A 17,210-nucleotide genomic window follows, 5' to 3' on the forward strand; every position below is an offset into this window, starting at 1 on the left:
TTGTCAGGCCTGGGTCGTGGGGGTGTTGGGTCAGTTGCTCAACGCGTGGATCGATCCAATCGCCGCATCAATTCGGCCGGATCAATTCGCGACGGTCGCGCCAACACCGGAGAGGCGCCGTACTCAGTTGAAACTCACCTGAGTCCGACGTCAGCTTAGTTGGACTTGTTAGTTGGACTTGGCGCTCTCTTTAGAATTTTCCGCCGTCGGCGATTCCGCCGGCGCGGGACGTTTTCCGCTGCCGGTGATGCGATCGATTGCGGAGCGCACGGCATCGCCGCCCTTGCGGTCCTTCAGCATGTCGAGCAGCGGCGCGGAGGCCGGCGAGCGGCGGATCAGGCTTTCCGGATCGGGGAAGATCAGTGGATCGTCCCAGGGGCCCTGCACCACGAACGGCAATTCGAATCCCGAGGCGCTGTTGAGGCTCGCCACGCCCTTCATGTCGTATTCGCGCGTCGGCACCGAGGCGGTGCCGGTGAGCGTGATCTTCGTCGCCGGCCCTTCGACGCGGATGTCCTCGGCGGTAGCGATGCCGTCGGAGAATTTCACGGCGATGGTGAGATTGGTGTAGGGCGTCGAGCCGTTGCGGAAATTGCCGCCGCCCGACAGCGGCCGCCGCTCCAGCCGCTTGAGGAGCTGCTCGGCGTTGAAGCCCGAGATCGCACCGTCATGCCCGGTCACGGTGGCGCTTCCATCGAGCGACTGCACGAGGCCGAACGGGCTCGATCCGGAGGCGAGGAGCGAGACGTTGATGTTGCCGCGGCCGGACAGCTTGTTGAGACCGAACAGTTCGGTGGCGCAGGCCTGGAGATCGACGTCGGTGAACTGGAATTGCGCCTTGATGTCGGCGACGGTATCGGACCGCGCGATGCCGAACGAGCCCTTTGCGATCCCGCCATAGACTTGCGCCTCGCCGACCGAGAGCGCCAGCGTGCCGTTGCGCAAATTGGCGCCGATCGCGGTGCGTCCGAGCTTCGTCGGCCCGACCGTGAGCTTGGCCGCGGACAGGCGCATGTCGAGGTCGGTGGTCGACAATCCATTGAGATCGAACAGCTGCCTGTTCCAGTCGCGCGCGCCGCTCGCGAGCAGGCGGAAGGTCGAGATATAGGGTGTGAAGTCGAGCGCGTCGGCGGCGAGCGTGGCCTGCAGCGTCTGCCGGCCGTTATTGGCGTAGGTCATGACACCCTCGGCGGCGTTGCCGTCGAGCTCGACATTGACGTTGGTGAGCGCGATCGAGGCCCCAACGACGTTGGCGCGCGCCTTCAGCGCGAAGCGGCCGAAGCCGCCGCTGCCGGGCTGTGGCTGCCCGGTCCAGCGCAGCGCGTTGCGCAAGGACGGGCTGTCGACGGTGAGCGTGCCTTCCATCATCGGGCTGGTGCGATTGGCGACGCTGCCGTCGAAAGCGAGCTTGAGCGGCGCACTGGCGATTCGCACCTTCAGGCCGGACCGGTCGCCGGAGAGGGCGGCGACGAAATCGGAAAAGCTGATCGAGCCGTCGACGCGCTCGCCGCGCCAGTCGAACTGTCCGGTCGCGGCAAAAGAGCGCGAGATCGAAGGCCACGCCAGCGACAGGTCGATGTCCTCGAGCTTCTCGGTGGCATGCGTGGCGGTGTCCTCGTAGTCGAGCACGCCGTCCTGGATGCGAATTTCGGAGAACGAGACCTGGTTCTCGGCCCCGGGCTTCATGGTGCGCGCGATGGTCTGGATGAAGGGCGTCCAGTTGCTCTCGCCGTCCGGCTTGAGGCTGACATGGATGCGCGGGCGCAGCAGCGTGAGGTCGGCAATCTCGAACCGTTGCAGCAGCAGCGGCAGCAGCCGCAGATTTGCGGTGAGCACGTCGACCTGGAGCGCTGGCGTGCTGGTGCCGCCGCCCTCGAGGCCGACGTCGTGGAAGGAGATGTAGCTCGCCGGCAGTACCGAGATGTCGATGCTGCCTGCGACATTGAGCTCGAGCCCGGTGACGTCGCGGATCTGCGCTTCGACCGCCTTGCGCAGCGCGTCGCGGTTGATGAGCCAGGAGCTCGCGATCAGGGCGATCAGCGCGACGCCGAGCAGCGCCGCGATCGGCGTCCCGAGGCGCTTCATTCCTTGGGCCATGGTCAATGGCATGTCCTGATCGGGTTGGTCGTTGGAGCCAGAAGGGCGGGCCGGGAAACCTGCGCGCCCACACCCAACCCCCGCAACTTGATGGGTTTTCTTGACGCTTTCAAGGCCGCGGACGGTTCTGCCCACGGCGTGGGCAGCTTCTATCACCCGGGCGCGGTGCAGAGAACCCCGTATCATTGACGGCTTCGGACGATTTCGCCTAATAATCGCCGCCAATAGGGCGCGGGGCCTCCAAGCCGCAGGTTCAGTCGAAGGTTTTTTGTATGAACAAGGTCTATCCCGACGCCAAGTCGGCTCTGTCAGGCATTCTGAAGGACAACATGATGATCATGTCGGGAGGCTTCGGCCTCTGCGGCATCGCCGAGGAGCTGTCGGATGCGATCCGCGAGTCCGGCGTCAAGGGCCTGACGGTGGTCTCCAACAATGCCGGCGTCGACGGGATCGGCCTCAGCCGCCTTCTCGAAACCCGCCAGATCAAGAAGATGATCTCGTCCTATGTCGGCGAGAACAAGCTGTTCGCCCAGCAATTCCTCGCCGGGGAGCTGGAACTCGAATTCAATCCGCAGGGCACGCTGGCCGAGCGCATTCGCGCGGGCGGCGCCGGCATCCCGGCCTTCTACACCAAGACTGGCGTCGGCACGCTGATCGCCGAAGGCAAGGAAGTGAAGGAGTTCGACGGCGAGAAGTACCTGATGGAGCGCGGCCTGTTCGCCGACCTCGCCATCGTGCACGCCTGGAAGGGCGACACTGCCGGCAACCTCATCTACCGCAAGACCGCGCGCAATTTTAACCCGATGATGGCGACCGCCGCGAGGATCACGGTGGCCGAGGTCGAGCATCTGGTTCCGGCCGGTGAACTCAATCCCGACCACATTCACACCCCCGGCATCTTCGTGAAGCGTATCGTCGAGGTCGGCACGGCCAAGAAGCGCATCGAATTCCGCAACACTCGCCCGCGTCCGACGAAGGCGCCGGCGGCCGGCACTGGAGTTGAAATCTGATGGCCTGGACCCGCGAACAGATGGCCGCGCGCGCCGCGAAGGAGTTGCGTGACGGCTATTATGTCAATCTCGGCATCGGCATCCCGACGCTGGTCTCGAATTACATCCCGGACGGCATGGACGTCTCTTTGCAGAGCGAGAACGGCATGCTCGGCATGGGTCCGTTCCCCTATGAGGGCGAGGAAGACGCCGATCTCATCAACGCGGGCAAGCAGACCGTCAGCGAGCTGCCCTCGACCTCCTATTTCTCGAGCGCGGATTCCTTCGGTATGATCCGCGGCGGCCACATGGACCTATCGATCCTCGGCGCCATGCAGGTGGCCCAGAACGGCGATCTCGCCAACTGGATGATCCCTGGCAAGATGGTCAAGGGCATGGGCGGCGCGATGGATCTCGTTGCCGGCGTCAAGCGCGTCATCGTGGTGATGGAGCATTCGGCCAAGGACGGCCCGAAGCTGCTGAAAAAGTGCAACCTGCCGCTGACGGGCGAGCGCGTGGTCGACATGGTCGTGACCGATCTCGCCGTCTTCACCATCGACAAGCACGGCAGCGGCGGCATGGCCCTGATCGAGCTGGCCGACGGCGTCTCGCTCGACGAGGTCAAGGCCAAGACCGAAGCCGAATTCCGGGTCGCGCTGAAGAACACGTAGGCGAGAAACGCTGGGGGCGCGCATGACGATGCGGTCGACGCGTCCTCAGGCCCATGCCTTCAGGCGGGGCCGCTCGGCACCTCGGAGAACCGGGTCAGCCAGACAACGGGGCCGATGCTGGCGGCGATGATCAGGAGGGCCGCGAGCGCGCCGTCCTCGAAATTGCCGCGGCTTGCGAACTGGTAGATCGACGTCGACAGCGTTTCGACGTTGAGGGGCCGCAAGAGCAGCGTTGCCGGCAGCTCCTTAAGGCAGTCGACGAACATGATGATGACGGCGCCGAGCATCGCGGGCCGGAGCAGCGGCAGATAGATCTGCCTCAACATGACCGCCTGGCCAGCGCCGACCGTGCGTGCGCTCTCGTCATAGTCGCGCGGAATACTGTCGAACCCAGCCTTGATCATGCCGACCGGCACGGCCAGAAAACGAATCGTGTAGGCGATGACGACGGCCGTCCCGGAGCCGACCAGGATCAGCCCGGGCAGCGAACGTCCCGTCCAGGTAGCGACCGCGCTCAGCGCGTTGTCGACCGCCAGCACCGGGGTCAGCAGGCCGAGGGCAATCACGAGACCCGGCAGCGCGTAGCCGGTCTGCGCGACGCTCATCGCCACATATCGCAGAGGATCGGGCCGAAAGCGGTGCGCGATCGTCGTGGCGAGCGCAAGCATCAGCGCCATGAGCGTCGCGAGCGCCGCATAGGCAAACGAATGGAAGGTGTGGCGCCACAGGAGCGGATCGAAATTTGCAAGCAGTCCGCGACCGAGAGCCTGATGCGCCAGACAGAACAGCGGCACGACGAAGCCGATCAGCACCGGCAGCACGCAGACCGCGAACGCGATCCACGCTCTTGCGCCCGAAAGCGGGGTTCGCTGCCTCACATGCGGGCTTTCGGCCGAGAATTCGGCATTGGCGTTGCGACGGCCGTAACGCTCCATCGCGATCAGGCCGGCGACGATCGCAAGCATCAGGCATGCGAGTTGCGCCGCCCCGGCAAGGCTGCCGCGGTTGAGCCAAGTGGTGAAGATCGAGACCGTCAGCGTGCGGATGCCGAGATATTCGCTGGCGCCGATGTCGTTGAGCGTTTCCAGCGCGACCAGCGCCACGCCGACTGCCAGCGCCGGCCGCGCCATCGGCAATGAAACGCGCCAAAAAACAGTCCATCGGCCGGCACCCAGCGTCGTGGCCGCCTCGGCGAATTCGGCAGATTGAACCTGAAACGTCGCGCGCGCCGACAGATAGACGTAAGGATAGAGCACGAGCCCGATCACGAAGATGGCGCCCGGCAGCGAGCGCAGGTTGGGCAGATGGCCGAGGGCATCGCGCAGCGGCAGCCAGATCGCCAGGGTGCGATGCACCAGGCCGAGCGGTTCGAACAGATCGGCATAGACGTATGCGGCAAGATAGGTCGGAATCGCCAGCGGCAGTGGCATCAGCCACAGCAGCATGCCCCGGCCAGGAAAATCGTGGCGCGATATCACCCATGCAGTACCGGCGCCGATCAGAAGCGTGAGCGCACCGACCCCGACGAGCAGAAGCGCAGTGTCCAGGAGGGCGGCCGGCAGCACGTAGTTGATCAGGTCGTGCCACACATCGGGCGCCGGCTGCAAAGCCAGCGAAATGATCGAGATCACGGGCGCCGCGACCAGGATCGCGGTTGCGATCGCGATTGCGGTCGCGGCGCGCCCGGCGTGGACGCGGCCTCTCAAACGAGGCCGTGCACCCGTAGCTTCTACCAGTTTGACAGACGAGGGCCGCCAGAGATCAGTTGTCAAAGCCGACCTTGTCCACCAGCGAGGCTGCGGCCTTGCGGTTGGCGGCGATCTTTGCGATCGCCAACGGATCCGGGCCGAGCTTGCCGTAGCCCGCGATGGTGGAGTTGACGGCGACACCGCCCCGAACCGGATATTCGTAGTTCTGGTCGGCATACATCTGCTGCGCCTGCTCGCTAACGAGCCACTCGATCAGCTTGATGCCGTTGGCCTTGTTGGGCGCGTGCTTGGCGAGCAGCACGCCGGAGAGGTTGACGTGGGTGCCGCCGCCCTCGAAGGTCGGCAGGATGACGCGGGTCGCCTCCGCCCACGGTTTCTTCTCGGGATCGTTGTTCATCATCAGCGCCCAGTAATAGGTATTGCCGATGCCGATGTCGCACTTGCCGGCGGCAACGTCACGCGCGGCTTCGCGATCGCCGCCTGACGGCTTCTGCGCGAGATTGGCCTTCACGCCGCGCAGCCATTCCTCGGCCTTGGCCTCGCCGTACTTGGCCGTGTAGGCCGCGAACAGGGCATTGTTGTAGATGTGCTGGCCCGAGCGAATGCAGATCTTGCCCTTCCACTTGGGATCGGCGAGCTCCTCATAGGTGATCTTGTCCTGCTTGACGCGATCCTTCGAGGCATAGATCACGCGTGCGCGCATGGAGATGCCGGCCCAGTGTCCGTCCGGATCGCGATACTGCGCCGGCACGACCTTGTCGACCACCTCCGACTTGATCGGCTGGGTGACGCCAGCCTGCACGGCCTCGTCGATGCGGCCGATGTCCACCGTCAGCAGCACGTCGGCCGGACTGTTGGCGCCTTCCGCCTTCATGCGCTGCTCCAGGCCGGAGCTTGCGGAGACGACATTGACCTTGATGCCCGTCTCTTTGCTGAAGGCGTCGAACAGCGGCTGGATCAACTTGGTCTCGCGATAGGTATAGACGTTGACCTCGCCATTGGCGGCTGCTTTCGACACGAAGGACGAGGACAGGCTCAACACCGCCGCGGATGCGGCGAGGACGCGAAGATTGATCATAAGGGCTGCTCCAGGCGCGCGATTTGAACGCCGCTTGAGTAGCGCAAGGCGGTGCGGCAACGTTAGCGACGGGATGTCGCGAGGGCCATGACTTAGAGGGATTCCAAACTCAATTTAGACCGGTTCTAATCAATGGATCGAGACGTTGACGCGAAAGCGATGCGCGCTGCCATGGTTATGATCTCGCCGGCCACGGCTTGCTCAAGCGCTGCGAAATGCTGACCAGCCATGACGTCTCCTCGCGTACCAGGCGGAAGCCGAGATTGGCGGGCGGCACGCCCTGGGCGCAGCCGCCGGCGCGGGCATCGCGGATGAAATCGGTGACATAGGCGCGGTGCGCGCCCTCGGCGACACGCACACCGCAGTTCACGGTCGGGCGGCCGGCATTGCCGGCCTCGTCGACGCGCGAGCGCACGAAGCAGGTCGAGGTCCACTCCCAGACGTTGCCGGCGAGATCTTCGATGCCGTGCTCGTTCGGGCCGAACTTGCCGAACGGATGGGCCGTGGTGTCGGTGACGTCGCGTTCGGATTCCCGCTCATAGCGGCTGATCCAGCGTTTTGAAGGATCGCTTGCATCGACCGGCACACCGTCATCCTTGAATCTGGAGCCGGCGGCAAAAGCCCATTCCTCGTCGCTTGGCAGGCGGTAATGCTGGCCGGTCTTGCGCGACAGCCAGCCTGCATAGGCATCGGCATCGTACCAGCTCACCTGCACCGCGGGGCGATTAGGGGCGATCGCCACGTCGCGATCGAGTGCGCGGCAGGCGCCATCCAGCACGCAAAGTCGATAGTCGGATGAAGCGACCTGATTTCGCATGATGTGCAGCGGCCGGTCCATCCGCATGGTGCGCAGCGGCGCTTCCGCCTGCTGGCCGCCGCGTGTGAAATCGCCGGCTTCGCGATATGAGAAGCTGCCGGCAGCGATCTCGACCATGGCGGGCTCGCTTTCCACATTGTGCGTCGCCATCTCGGAAACCAGAGGCGCAACGGCCAGCGGCCCCGCAAGCCCGGCCGCGCAGGCGAGTGCCAGCTTGAGTTTGAATGCGATCAGCATGGTCGTTCCCCGAAACAAGAAGGGGCCGGTGATGACCGGCCCCTTGTCGCGTCTAGTTGGTGCTGGCAGGCGGTATTTCCGCAGGTGCCTTCACCTGGGTCATCAGATCGTCGTTCCACTTGCCTTCGACCTTGAAGTGCGCGGTGGCGCCGAGGTCTGCGGCCTCGATCAGATTATGCGTGACATAGGCGTAGATGCCGGGCTGCTGGAATTTGTACAGCGCAGCTCCCGCCGACCCGCCGCGGATGAACCAGGTCTCGAGCCCGACCTCCGGTGCATTGCCGAACTTGCCGGTCTCCCAGACATAATCGCCGTGGCCGCCGATCAGATGCGGACGGCTGTCGCGATTGGCCTGCGAATGTATGATCAGCACGTTCTCGCCGACCTTGGCGGTGAGCGCATTCTTCCCGGTGAGCGCGCCGACCTTCCCGTTGAACACGACATGTGTGGGGATCAGCTTCTTCATCACCTCTTCGGTCTCGGTGAAGGCTTCGCCCGGCGAATCGTAGGACTTGAAATTGCCATTCTCGTCGCGCGGCACGTACATGTCCTGCTCGCCGATATAGTAGACCTTGTCGTATTTCAGAGCATGACCCTTGCCGTCGTTGAGGCCTTCACGCGGCAGCACCATCACGGCACCGTTCATGCCGGAGACGACGTGCCAGGGGATCATCGGGCCACCCGGTGCGCAGTGATAGACGAACACGCCGGTCTTGGTCGCCTTCCAGCGCAGCACGACCTGTTCGCCGGGGTTGATGAGCGTGAGTTCGCCGCCACCGAGCGCGCCGGTCGCGGAATGGAAGTCGATATTGTGCGGCATGGTGTTGGTCGCGGGATTGACCAGCGTCAGCTCGACATAGTCACCCTCGTGCACGACCATGAGCGGTCCCGGCATCGAGCCGTTGAACGTCATCGCCTGGAAGTTGGTGCCCTTGTCGTCGATGACGACCTTCTTTTCCTCGATCGTCATCTTGAACTCGATGATCTTGGGGCCCTGCGTCGTGGCCTGTTCGTGCGCGTGCACGAAGGGCGGAGCGACCAGCTCTACCTTCTGACGCGGCAGCTTGAGATCGCTGGCGGCGAAAGCGGGGGTCGCCAGCATCAAGGCGGTCGCGGCGGCGCTGATCAATGCGGCTCTGCGGGTGAACATCGGAAGCATCCTTCATCTGAAAAGGTTTTGATGACGGATTGCAGTGTGCGCCGATCGCGGCAAGCGTGTTTGCGCTGCAACAAGCTTCCGCTGCATTCACCTCTGCAACAGTACTTAGGTGCTTCATCAGAGCAGCGATTGATGACGCCACTTCGATCCGTCCGAGGCATATTGGGATGTCGAGGCCGAGGGATCAGTGGCCCGATAGCGGCGCTGACATTCTGACACGGCACTGCTCGTCGACAGCGCCGACGTGCTCGGCCTCTGCGGTGGCCGGCGCCACGCGATGCTCGGGATGGCGAGCGTGACCGCAGCCGCATCGGCGCTCAGCGGCAACTCGTTCGCATCTTCAAGCTGGATAGCGATCTCGCGTGCCGGCGTGGACGTTGGCCCCGGCAAGGCAGATCAGGACAACTGCGCCGGCACATGCGCGCATGGATAATATCTCGATCGAGGCCTTCGCGAAGGGGTGGTGGCTAGAGGAGAGATATGGCAAGCGCGACCGTCCCCCAGATCGCCAGCGACAACACGACGAAGACGGCGATTGCTGCGGCCAGGGCGCGCACCATTCCGACGGAGGCTGGTGCGGCCGGGGTCGGCCGGAAGTCGTCGAAACGTGGGATATGGCCGCGGACATCGAGCAGGGAGAGAATGAGTTCGAGTGCAAGAAGTCTCATGGCAACGCTCCGAATGGCCACGCGAATTGTTGTCATCATGGCTGGGAACCGGGCGCCGCGCTTTGCGCGAGCGCAAAGTCGTTGCCTCGCATCCGGGCTAATTGAACCTACTCCGTGATTTGCCGTGATGCCTGCGCGCGGCGCAAATTTACCAATGGGTAAGATATGAGAACTGATCTTGCGGCAGTCTACGGCGAGGAACGTCTGCCACGCTACACGAGCTATCCGACCGCCCCGCACTTTACGCCCGCGATCGGTCCAGACACGTATGCTCGGTGGCTGGCGGAACTGCCGGCGGGCGCCAGCGCGTCACTTTATCTGCACGTGCCGTTCTGCCGAGAGATGTGCTGGTACTGTGGTTGCCATACCCAGATCGTCCGCCGCGACGATCTCATCGCCGGCTATCAGCGGACGCTGCGCGGCGAGATCGCGCTAGCTGCCGAAACCATCGGCCGTCGGATCAAGGTCGAGCACATCCACTTCGGTGGCGGTACGCCGACGATCATGGCGCCGGAGGCTTTTGCCGACTTGATGGCGACGATGCGCCAGAAGTTCTTCGTGCTGCCTTCGGCCGAAATCGCGGTGGAGATCGATCCCCGCACACTGATCGCGGACATGGTCGAGGCCATGCGGCTCTCCGGCGTCAACCGCGCGAGCCTTGGCGTGCAGAGCTTCGATCCCGTGGTGCAGCGGGCGATCAACCGCGTGCAGAGTTTCGAGCAGACGGCTTCCGTGGTCGGCATGCTCCGCGGCGCGGGCATCGAGGGAATCAATTTCGACCTGATCTACGGCTTGCCGCACCAGACTGTCGCCTCGTGCCTGGACACAGTGCGGCGCAGCCTCGCGCTCGCGCCCAGCCGGTTCTCGGTGTTCGGCTATGCTCACGTGCCTGACTTCAAGAAGCACCAGCGCATGATCAACGAGGCCGTGCTGCCCGACGGCCTTGCGCGCCACGACCAGGCCTGCGCGATCGCCAATGCCCTGAAGGAGGCCGGTTACGTGCAGATCGGACTCGATCATTTCGCGCGGCCCGACGATTCCATGGCGGTGGCGTTCGAGGAGCGAACGCTGCGGCGCAATTTTCAAGGCTACACCACCGACAAGAGTGAAGTCCTGCTCGGCTTCGGCGCGAGCGCGATCGGACATCTGCCGCAGGGCTATGTCCAGAACGAGGTGCAGATCGGCGCCTATGCGCAGAGCATCGCCGCCGGCCGCTTCGCCACCGCGAAGGGCTATGGGCTCACCGGCGACGACCGGTTGCGCGCCGACATCATCGAGCGCATCATGTGCGAGTTCGGTGCCGATCTCGGCGACATCTGCGCCCGTCATGGCGCAGAGGCAGGCGCGATGCTGAAATCGGCGGCGCGTCTGAAGCCGCTGATCTCCGACGGCGTCGTGCGGTTGGAAGGCGATCGGCTCGCGGTCGCCAAGGATTCGCGCTTCCTGGTCCGCAGCGTCGCCGCCGCATTCGATGCGCATCTGGATCCCGGGAAGCAATTGCATAGCAGGGCGGTGTAAGATCCACCTCCCGTCATTCGGGGCGCGCCTCTTTGGCGCGACCCCGGAGTCCATTGTTCCACGTCATCCGCAGCACGATGGATTTTCAGATGCGCAGTTCCGCATCATAGTTCGCGCTGCGCCCGCCCCGGAATGACCAGCCAGCTTGCGCTTGAACAAAGAGGCTTCCGCTCGCTTCGCTATCGTCAATTCGGAACGGAGTTGTCCATGCCCTTCGGATCCGAAGATCTGGTCGACGACATCATGCGCACGGCGCCGCATACGATCCGCGTGTTTCTCGCCTTCAGGATGGCCTGCGTCGGCTGCCCGATCGCGACCTTCCACACCGTGGATGATGCCTGCCGCGAACATGGCATCGACCGCGACAGATTCCTCGCTGCCTTGAGCGATTGCGTGCCTGCGTGAAACGGTCTGAAATCGCGCGGGCGCGCGGATTCCCGGAGGAGGGACGCTTTCGCCGTAAGCGGAGGCGCCCCTCATCCCTGTGAGCGGAGGCGTCCCGGCGTCGGTTCTCACGCCGCGCCGTTGTCGGCGTTCCGCTCGGCCAACACGACGATCTTGTGCGGCTCTCGCAGGATGATGCGCTGGCGGCCGCTCTCGACGAGGCCCTGGCTCTCCCAGCCGCTCAGGATGCGGCTGACGGTGTGCAGCGTGGTGCCGGTCATCTGCGCGATATCCTGCCGGCCGATCGGGAAGTCGATCTCGATGCCGTGGTCGAGCTTCTTGCCGGACTGCTTGGCGAGGCGCAGCAGCGCGTGCGCGATGCGTTGCTCGACCTGCTGGGTCGACATTTCCAGGATGCGGGTGTGGCTCTCCTGAAGCCGGGTGCCGACGGTCTGGAGCGTGTTGGCGGCGAGCGCCGGAAACCGCTCGACCAACCGCGGCCAGGCCGAGGTCGGCCAGACCAGCACCACGCTGTCATCGACCGCCATCGCCGTCGCCGGATAGCGCGCGGCTCCGATCGCCATCGCGAGCCCGAATGTTTCGCCGGGCGCGACATAGCGTACCACGATCTGCTCACCGGTCGGCGTGGTCTTGGCCGCGCGAACATGGCCGTGCAACAGCAGGAAGAAGGACTGCGCGTCGGCCCCCTGCTCGAAGATGGCACTGTTCCTGGGAAAACGGGCCGAGCGGGCCTCACGCAGGATCTCGTCCAGAGCTTCCGGCGTCACCCCCGCAAACAGCGGCAAATGCGCAACCAGCGATGTGTCGACTTTGGCCATTCTGCCTCCTTGGCGCTCAGGAGTGTGATGGCACCTGCAATCGTTCTGGTGTTTGCGGTAGCGCAAAACGGGCCGGCAGAGTGGCGGTATTTTTCCAGACGACGATATGAATTCATTGGAGTGGATGCCATGGCTGGCGCCCGATCCCGTAACTTTGCGGGCTGGCCGTTGTTTGCGAACAGCTTTCGGCCTTTTTTCCTGCTTGCCGCGATCCAGGCTGCACTGTCGATCCTGGTCTGGCTGCCGATGTTTCATGGCGAATTGTCCGTGAGTTCCGCATTCGCGCCGCGCGACTGGCACGTCCACGAGATGCTCTATGGCTTCCTGCCGGCCGTCATCACCGGGTTCCTGTTCACGGCCATCCCGAACTGGACGGGGCGGCTGCCGATCCAGGGCAGGCCGCTGGGGGTGCTGCTGATGGTCTGGCTTGCCGGGCGCATCGTGGTGACCGTGTCGGCCAATATCGGCTGGGCATTTGCGCTGATCGTCGATGCCGCCTTCCTGGCATTGGTCGTCGCCGCCGCGACGCGCGAGATCATCGCAGGCGGCAATTGGCGCAACCTGCCCGTGGTGGGGCTGGTGTTCGCTCTGCTCGCCGGCAACATCGCCTTTCATGTCGAAGCGCACGACCAGGGCGCCGCCGATGTCAGCATTCGCGTCGGCATCAGCGTGGTCATTCTGCTGATTGCGTTGATCGGCGGCCGCATCATTCCGAGCTTCACCCGCAACTGGCTGGTCAAATTCAATCCCGGTCGTCTGCCCGTGCCGTTCGGACGCTTCGATGGCGCGGTGATCGGATGCAGCGCGCTCGCGCTCGTCCCATGGATCCTGGCGCCGTCGAATGCCGTCACCGGTGTTCTGATGGCACTTGTCGGCGGGCTGCACTTGCTGCGGCTTGCGCGCTGGGCCGGCGATCGCACCTTCCGCGAGCGGCTGCTCGTGATCCTGCATGTCGGCTACGTCTTCGTGCCGTTCGGTTTCATCCTGCATGCCCTGGCGGTTCTTGGTGTGCTGCCGCCAAGCGCCGGTATCCACGCCTGGATGGCGGGGGCGGCGGGAACCATGACGCTCGCGGTGATGACCCGCGCGAGCCTCGGCCACACCGGACAGGCGTTGACGGCTTCGCCGGCGATCCAGGGGATCTATGCTGCGATCGTGATCGCGGCCCTGGCCCGGATCGCTGCCGTCGTGTCCCCAGCGCATGGCGATGTTTTGTTGCATATCGCCGCCTGCGGCTGGATCGTCGCTTTCCTCGGATTTGCCATCGCGTTCGGCCCGCTGCTCGCCGGCAGCCGGTGGCGTGCCCTCGCCACGATGGGCGTGCCCGCACCCGCACGCTGAACTCAAGCTGCAGACGCCGTGGGCGGTGCCGTCGCGGGCCGGACGCCCTTGCGCCACTCGGTGATGGTGCAGCCGAACCGGCTGCGGAACCAGCGCGCCATCGCGCTCTGCGCGGAAAAGCCAAGCTGCATTGCGATGTCAGTCAGCCGCCGGCCGGGAGCATCGATCAGCTGGATCACGAGATCGGCGCGTCGTGCGTCCAGGATGACCGAGAAGCTGGTGCCCGATGCAGCGAGGCGGCGGTGGATGGTGCGGCGGGTGCAGGCGAGATGCTCCGCGACGCGCTCGACCGTGCAGTCGCCGCCGCCGGCAAGAAGGAAACGTACGACCTCGTCGACCTTCTGCTCCCAGCTGGCGGGCCGTGTTTCGATCGTTTCGATCCGCTTGCGCAGATAGCTCGCGATCAGCGGATGCGCGCTCGGGATCCGGCGTTCCATGTCGTGCGCCGACAACACGATCGCGTCATCCTTCGCGTTGAAGATCACGCGGCAGCCGAAGAATTCGCGATAGCGCTTGCGATCGTGCGGTGGCGGGTAATGCAGGTGCACCTCCTGCGGTCGCCAGTCATGCCCGAACAGCGACTGGATGATGCGGTGGACGCTGCCGAGCGCCACGTCGATCGACTGCCGCGACGCGCTCGGCTTCCGGCCGCGCAGATGCATGGTGATGGTCACGGCCTGCTTGCCGCGCGCGACGTCGAGCCGCATGCCATCGTGATGGATATGGATGAAGCGCGAGAATGCATCGATTGCCTCACCGACGGTCGCCTGTTCGCGCACGATGAGGCCGACCGTGCCGAAATTGGTCAGGCCGCCGCGCTCGGCGAGGCGCAAGCCGAAATCTTCGGCGCCGGACGCCTCCGCGGATGATTCGAGCAGACGCCGCAGGCCGGCGACGGCAATGGGCGTATCGGGCTTGTCGAGGCAGGCCGGCGGCAGCCGGGCCTTGCGCATCATCTGCCTGGGGTCGAGCCCGACCGACCGGGCGACCTCCGGATAATAAGTCAGGCTCGAGCTGCGAATGAGGTCGGTCATGCGAACCGGTCCTGCCAGCTGTTCCGCAGATGTCCCGAAATGTAAATTTTCTGTCCCGGTCAGTCAAATCCAGGAACCGCGGGGAACATACATAGGGGAAACCGAAGCACGCGCGTGAATGCCGTGCTCACGACGGCGCGGCAGCGCGATGGAGCCCGCTACCGTCTCAGGCCCTTTGACCAAGACATTGCTGGATCGGGATCATGCCGGGAAACATGCTTTCCAAGGGTGAGATATTCGTCATCGACACCGACGCTGCCTCTCGCGAGCAACTTTTGACTGCGCTCCGACAGAATGCCTATGAGGTGATCTGTTTCGCCGACGGTGCATCTCTCTTGTCCGCCGCAAAGGCGCGGATGCCGGCTTGCGTGCTGCTCGAGTTGCCGCCTGATCGATCCGGCCTTGAGGTGCTCAAGCGGCTGCGCGGGGAGAACTGCATGGCGCCCGTGCTGGTGACGTCGGCGAACGGTAGCATCGCCATGGCGGTCGACGCCATCAAGAGCGGCGCGGCCGACTTCATCGAAAAGCCGTTCCGCACCCACGACATCGTCGGCCGAATCGATTCCGCCATCGACGAATTCGCGCAACCCGGCGCGAGCCGGCAACGCTGGCTGACAGGCTGCGAGCCCCTGACCGCGCGCGAGGGCGACGTGCTCGAGCATCTCGCCGCCGGCCTCACCAACAAGGAGATCGCCCGGCGGATGCATCTGAGCGCGCGGACGGTCGAGGGCTACCGCGCCAGCATCCTGAGGAAAGCCGGTGCCCGCAACGTGACCGACCTGCTCCGGCGCATCTTTAGCCAAGGTTCGCCCACGCAGGTCTGAGGCTGCGCCGCGGCCGATCTCCGTTCCGCGGTCATGCTGCCGCCGCGGCAGCGCCCCAAGCAAACCGCAATCGAACCAGTTCCTTCCCCGCCGCGTCTCATCACGATGGCGAGGCATTTCATCGCGCGCGTCCGGCTGGCGGCGCGGCGATACCGGCAGGAGGGACTTTATGCGCATCACCGCCAAATGGTTGGCAACCACGAGTCTGGTCCTGATGACCACGGCCGCCGCATCGTCGTCGTCATGGGCGGCCAACGTGGAGGCCAATTCGGCGATCGACACGGTCACCGTCTATCCCGACGGCGCCACCGTCACCCGCGTCATTTCGCTGGATCTCGCCTCCGGCGACTCGACGCTGGTCGCCAAGGATTTTCCGCTCTCGCTCGATCCGTCCTCCCTCCGCGTCGAAGGAGAGGCGGGCGCCAAGCTCACCATCGGCACCATCGATGCGCGGCCGCCGAAGGCCGCACCGCCGGTCAACCTGCCCGAGCTCGACAAGCGCATCGAAGCACTGAGAGATCAGCGGGCCGACCTGCAAGGTGCGATCGACTCTGCCGATGCCCGGCGCAAATTCGCGCAGCATTTCGCCGAAGCCTCCCCGGCCGGCCTCGGCGAGAAGGGCGAGGCGCGGCCGATCACCGAATGGCGCGCGGCATTTGCGGCGGTTGCCGAGGAGATCGCGATTGCCGACACCGCGATCCGCGACGCCACGCGAAAACAGCGCGAACTTGACCGTCAGATCGCGCAATTGGAGGCCGAGCGCTCGGCCAAGCCGCCGAGCAAGCTGGAAGTGCGGATCGACGTCGCCTCGGCGGCGGCGACCAAGGCTACACTGCGGGTGACCTACGCCGTGCGCAATGCGCGCTGGATGCCGCTCTATGACGCCCGGCTCGACACCGGCGCGAAGGACCGCAAGCCGCAGCTCGAGCTCGTTCGCCGCGCCGAGGTCACGCAGTCGACCGGCGAGGACTGGTCGAACGTGACGCTCGGCGTCTCCACGGTTCGCATTGGCCGCGGCGGCAGCGCGCCGGAGCTGAACTCGCTGGTTGCCCAGTATCCGCAAGGCCCCAAGCCGCTGGCGCTCGGCACGGCCTCCGATCTGGCGCGGCCGGCCCCGATGACGCGCCAGGCGCAATCGCCGGCCATGGCCAAGATCGCGGAGGCGACCGAGCGCGCCGACGAGCAGCAGGCGGTCACCGAGATCGGCGATTTCCAGGCCACCTTCAAAATTCCCGGCCGCGTCAGCCTGGGCGCCGCCGAAGGCGCCAAGAGCCTGCGCATTGCTTCCATGACGGTGCCGGCCGATCTCGCGGTGCGCGCGGCGCCGGTGATGGATCCGACCGCCTTCCTCGAAGCCAGCTTCAGGCAGACCGACGATGCCAGTCTGTTGCCGGGCAAGGTCGCGATCTACCGCGACGGCACCTTCGTCGGGCGCGGCAAGATCACGGCGTCCGCCAAGGACGACATCGTGCGGCTCGGCTTCGGCGCCGACGACAAGGTGAGAATCGAGCGCGCGGTGCTCAAGCGCAACGAGGGCTCGGCCGGCTTGCTCGTGACGACGTCGAAGACCGACGAGCGTTCGTTCAAGACCACGATCCGCAACGGTCATGATTTCCCGATCAAGGTCGCGATCGAGGATCAGCTGCCGGTCAGCGAGAACGAGGATATCGTCGTCGAGATGCTGTCTTCGAGCACCCAGCCGACCGCGAGCAACATCCGCGAAAGGCGCGGCGTGCTGGAATGGTCGTTCGACGCCAAGCCCGGCGAGGCCCGCGACATCAACTTCGCCTGGCGCATCCGCTGGCCCAAGGACAAGGGCATGGTGATCGTGCCGGCGGGGTAGGG

Annotated in this window: 15 protein-coding genes; 7 read left to right on the forward strand and 8 right to left on the reverse strand. The window is 65.0% G+C overall.

The features are described from left to right. Nucleotides 1-168: 168 nt before the first annotated feature. On the reverse strand, nt 169-2,097 hold the full coding sequence (locus EHH60_RS29340) for an AsmA family protein (protein ID WP_199752150.1): 1,929 nt from the start codon (nt 2,095-2,097) through the stop codon (nt 169-171). A gap of 272 nt (nt 2,098-2,369) precedes the next feature. Between EHH60_RS29340 and EHH60_RS29345 the strand changes: the two genes are divergently transcribed. Beyond that, nucleotides 2,370-3,107, forward strand: coding sequence for a CoA transferase subunit A (locus tag EHH60_RS29345; RefSeq protein WP_124162857.1), 738 nt, complete (start codon nt 2,370-2,372; stop codon nt 3,105-3,107). Next, a complete protein-coding gene (locus tag EHH60_RS29350) occupies nt 3,107-3,757 on the forward strand; it encodes a CoA transferase subunit B (protein WP_124162858.1) in 651 nt (216 codons plus the stop codon). Before EHH60_RS29345 ends, EHH60_RS29350 begins: the two co-directional genes overlap by 1 nt. Before the next feature lie 59 nt (nt 3,758-3,816). On the opposite strand, the gene EHH60_RS29355 is transcribed toward EHH60_RS29350, so the two are convergent. The 5 genes from EHH60_RS29355 to EHH60_RS29380 all read right to left on the reverse strand — a co-directional run bounded on the left by EHH60_RS29355 (nt 3,817) and on the right by EHH60_RS29380 (nt 9,425). Next, entirely contained in the window at nt 3,817-5,463 is a 1,647-nt protein-coding gene (locus EHH60_RS29355) for an ABC transporter permease (RefSeq protein WP_124162859.1), read from the reverse strand. Between the two features lie 55 nt (nt 5,464-5,518). Further along, complete coding sequence (locus EHH60_RS29360; protein WP_124162860.1) at nt 5,519-6,544, reverse strand: Fe(3+) ABC transporter substrate-binding protein; 1,026 nt, start codon at nt 6,542-6,544, stop codon at nt 5,519-5,521. Nucleotides 6,545-6,719: 175 nt separating this feature from the next. After that, on the reverse strand, nt 6,720-7,598 hold the full coding sequence (locus EHH60_RS29365) for an SUMF1/EgtB/PvdO family nonheme iron enzyme (RefSeq protein ID WP_124162861.1): 879 nt from the start codon (nt 7,596-7,598) through the stop codon (nt 6,720-6,722). A 52-nt stretch (nt 7,599-7,650) separates the two neighbouring features. Continuing rightward, nucleotides 7,651-8,748 carry a copper-containing nitrite reductase gene (gene nirK, locus EHH60_RS29370; RefSeq protein WP_199752152.1) on the reverse strand — a complete coding sequence of 366 codons (1,098 nt, stop codon included), beginning with the start codon at nt 8,746-8,748 and terminating at the stop codon, nt 7,651-7,653. 476 nt (nt 8,749-9,224) lie between these two features. After that, nucleotides 9,225-9,425, reverse strand: a complete 201-nt coding sequence (locus EHH60_RS29380) for a hypothetical protein (RefSeq protein ID WP_124162863.1) — start codon at nt 9,423-9,425, stop codon at nt 9,225-9,227. Between the two features lie 165 nt (nt 9,426-9,590). Here EHH60_RS29380 and hemN point away from each other — a divergent pair, with 165 nt between their 5' ends. Continuing rightward, the gene (hemN, locus tag EHH60_RS29385) at nt 9,591-10,943 is read left to right on the forward strand and encodes an oxygen-independent coproporphyrinogen III oxidase (protein ID WP_124162864.1); all 1,353 of its coding nucleotides are present in this window, start codon (nt 9,591-9,593) and stop codon (nt 10,941-10,943) included. Between the two features lie 207 nt (nt 10,944-11,150). After that, complete coding sequence (locus tag EHH60_RS29390) at nt 11,151-11,348, forward strand: DUF1858 domain-containing protein (RefSeq protein ID WP_124162865.1); 198 nt, start codon at nt 11,151-11,153, stop codon at nt 11,346-11,348. A 107-nt stretch (nt 11,349-11,455) separates the two neighbouring features. Here EHH60_RS29390 and EHH60_RS29395 read toward each other — a convergent pair whose 3' ends face one another. Beyond that, nucleotides 11,456-12,166 (reverse strand): Crp/Fnr family transcriptional regulator, encoded by a 711-nt coding sequence (locus EHH60_RS29395; RefSeq protein ID WP_124162866.1) that lies wholly within the window; start codon nt 12,164-12,166, stop codon nt 11,456-11,458. 129 nt (nt 12,167-12,295) lie between these two features. On the opposite strand from EHH60_RS29395, the gene EHH60_RS29400 reads away from it, so the two are divergent. Beyond that, nucleotides 12,296-13,507 carry an NnrS family protein gene (locus EHH60_RS29400; protein ID WP_124162867.1) on the forward strand — a complete coding sequence of 404 codons (1,212 nt, stop codon included), beginning with the start codon at nt 12,296-12,298 and terminating at the stop codon, nt 13,505-13,507. 2 nt (nt 13,508-13,509) lie between these two features. Here the strand turns inward: EHH60_RS29400 and EHH60_RS29405 are convergent, their stop codons facing one another. After that, entirely contained in the window at nt 13,510-14,541 is a 1,032-nt protein-coding gene (locus EHH60_RS29405; protein ID WP_124162868.1) for an AraC family transcriptional regulator, read from the reverse strand. 203 nt (nt 14,542-14,744) lie between these two features. Here EHH60_RS29405 and EHH60_RS29410 point away from each other — a divergent pair, with 203 nt between their 5' ends. Both EHH60_RS29410 and EHH60_RS29415 read left to right on the forward strand, forming a co-directional pair. Beyond that, nucleotides 14,745-15,365: a response regulator transcription factor gene (locus EHH60_RS29410; RefSeq protein WP_124162869.1), complete on the forward strand. Its 621-nt coding sequence runs from the start codon at nt 14,745-14,747 to the stop codon at nt 15,363-15,365. 169 nt (nt 15,366-15,534) lie between these two features. Beyond that, nucleotides 15,535-17,208 (forward strand): mucoidy inhibitor MuiA family protein, encoded by a 1,674-nt coding sequence (locus EHH60_RS29415; protein ID WP_124162870.1) that lies wholly within the window; start codon nt 15,535-15,537, stop codon nt 17,206-17,208. The last annotated feature ends 2 nt before the right edge of the window (nt 17,209-17,210 follow it).

It is taken from the genome of Bradyrhizobium sp. RP6, from assembly GCF_003837805.1.
Taxonomy (GTDB): domain Bacteria; phylum Pseudomonadota; class Alphaproteobacteria; order Rhizobiales; family Xanthobacteraceae; genus Bradyrhizobium.

What these genes read in the sequence shown, in the direction of transcription:
- EHH60_RS29340 (WP_199752150.1), bottom strand. Translation starts at nt 2,097, where the DNA reads ATGGCCCAAGGAATGAAGCGCCTCGGGACGCCGATCGCGGCGCTGCTC.
- EHH60_RS29345 (WP_124162857.1), top strand. Translation starts at nt 2,370, where the DNA reads ATGAACAAGGTCTATCCCGACGCCAAGTCGGCTCTGTCAGGCATTCTG.
- EHH60_RS29350 (WP_124162858.1), top strand. Translation starts at nt 3,107, where the DNA reads ATGGCCTGGACCCGCGAACAGATGGCCGCGCGCGCCGCGAAGGAGTTG.
- EHH60_RS29360 (WP_124162860.1), bottom strand. Translation starts at nt 6,544, where the DNA reads ATGATCAATCTTCGCGTCCTCGCCGCATCCGCGGCGGTGTTGAGCCTG.
- EHH60_RS29365 (WP_124162861.1), bottom strand. Translation starts at nt 7,598, where the DNA reads ATGCTGATCGCATTCAAACTCAAGCTGGCACTCGCCTGCGCGGCCGGG.
- nirK (WP_199752152.1), bottom strand. Translation starts at nt 8,748, where the DNA reads ATGTTCACCCGCAGAGCCGCATTGATCAGCGCCGCCGCGACCGCCTTG.
- EHH60_RS29380 (WP_124162863.1), bottom strand. Translation starts at nt 9,425, where the DNA reads ATGAGACTTCTTGCACTCGAACTCATTCTCTCCCTGCTCGATGTCCGC.
- hemN (WP_124162864.1), top strand. Translation starts at nt 9,591, where the DNA reads ATGAGAACTGATCTTGCGGCAGTCTACGGCGAGGAACGTCTGCCACGC.
- EHH60_RS29390 (WP_124162865.1), top strand. Translation starts at nt 11,151, where the DNA reads ATGCCCTTCGGATCCGAAGATCTGGTCGACGACATCATGCGCACGGCG.
- EHH60_RS29395 (WP_124162866.1), bottom strand. Translation starts at nt 12,166, where the DNA reads ATGGCCAAAGTCGACACATCGCTGGTTGCGCATTTGCCGCTGTTTGCG.
- EHH60_RS29400 (WP_124162867.1), top strand. Translation starts at nt 12,296, where the DNA reads ATGGCTGGCGCCCGATCCCGTAACTTTGCGGGCTGGCCGTTGTTTGCG.
- EHH60_RS29405 (WP_124162868.1), bottom strand. Translation starts at nt 14,541, where the DNA reads ATGACCGACCTCATTCGCAGCTCGAGCCTGACTTATTATCCGGAGGTC.
- EHH60_RS29410 (WP_124162869.1), top strand. Translation starts at nt 14,745, where the DNA reads ATGCCGGGAAACATGCTTTCCAAGGGTGAGATATTCGTCATCGACACC.
- EHH60_RS29415 (WP_124162870.1), top strand. Translation starts at nt 15,535, where the DNA reads ATGCGCATCACCGCCAAATGGTTGGCAACCACGAGTCTGGTCCTGATG.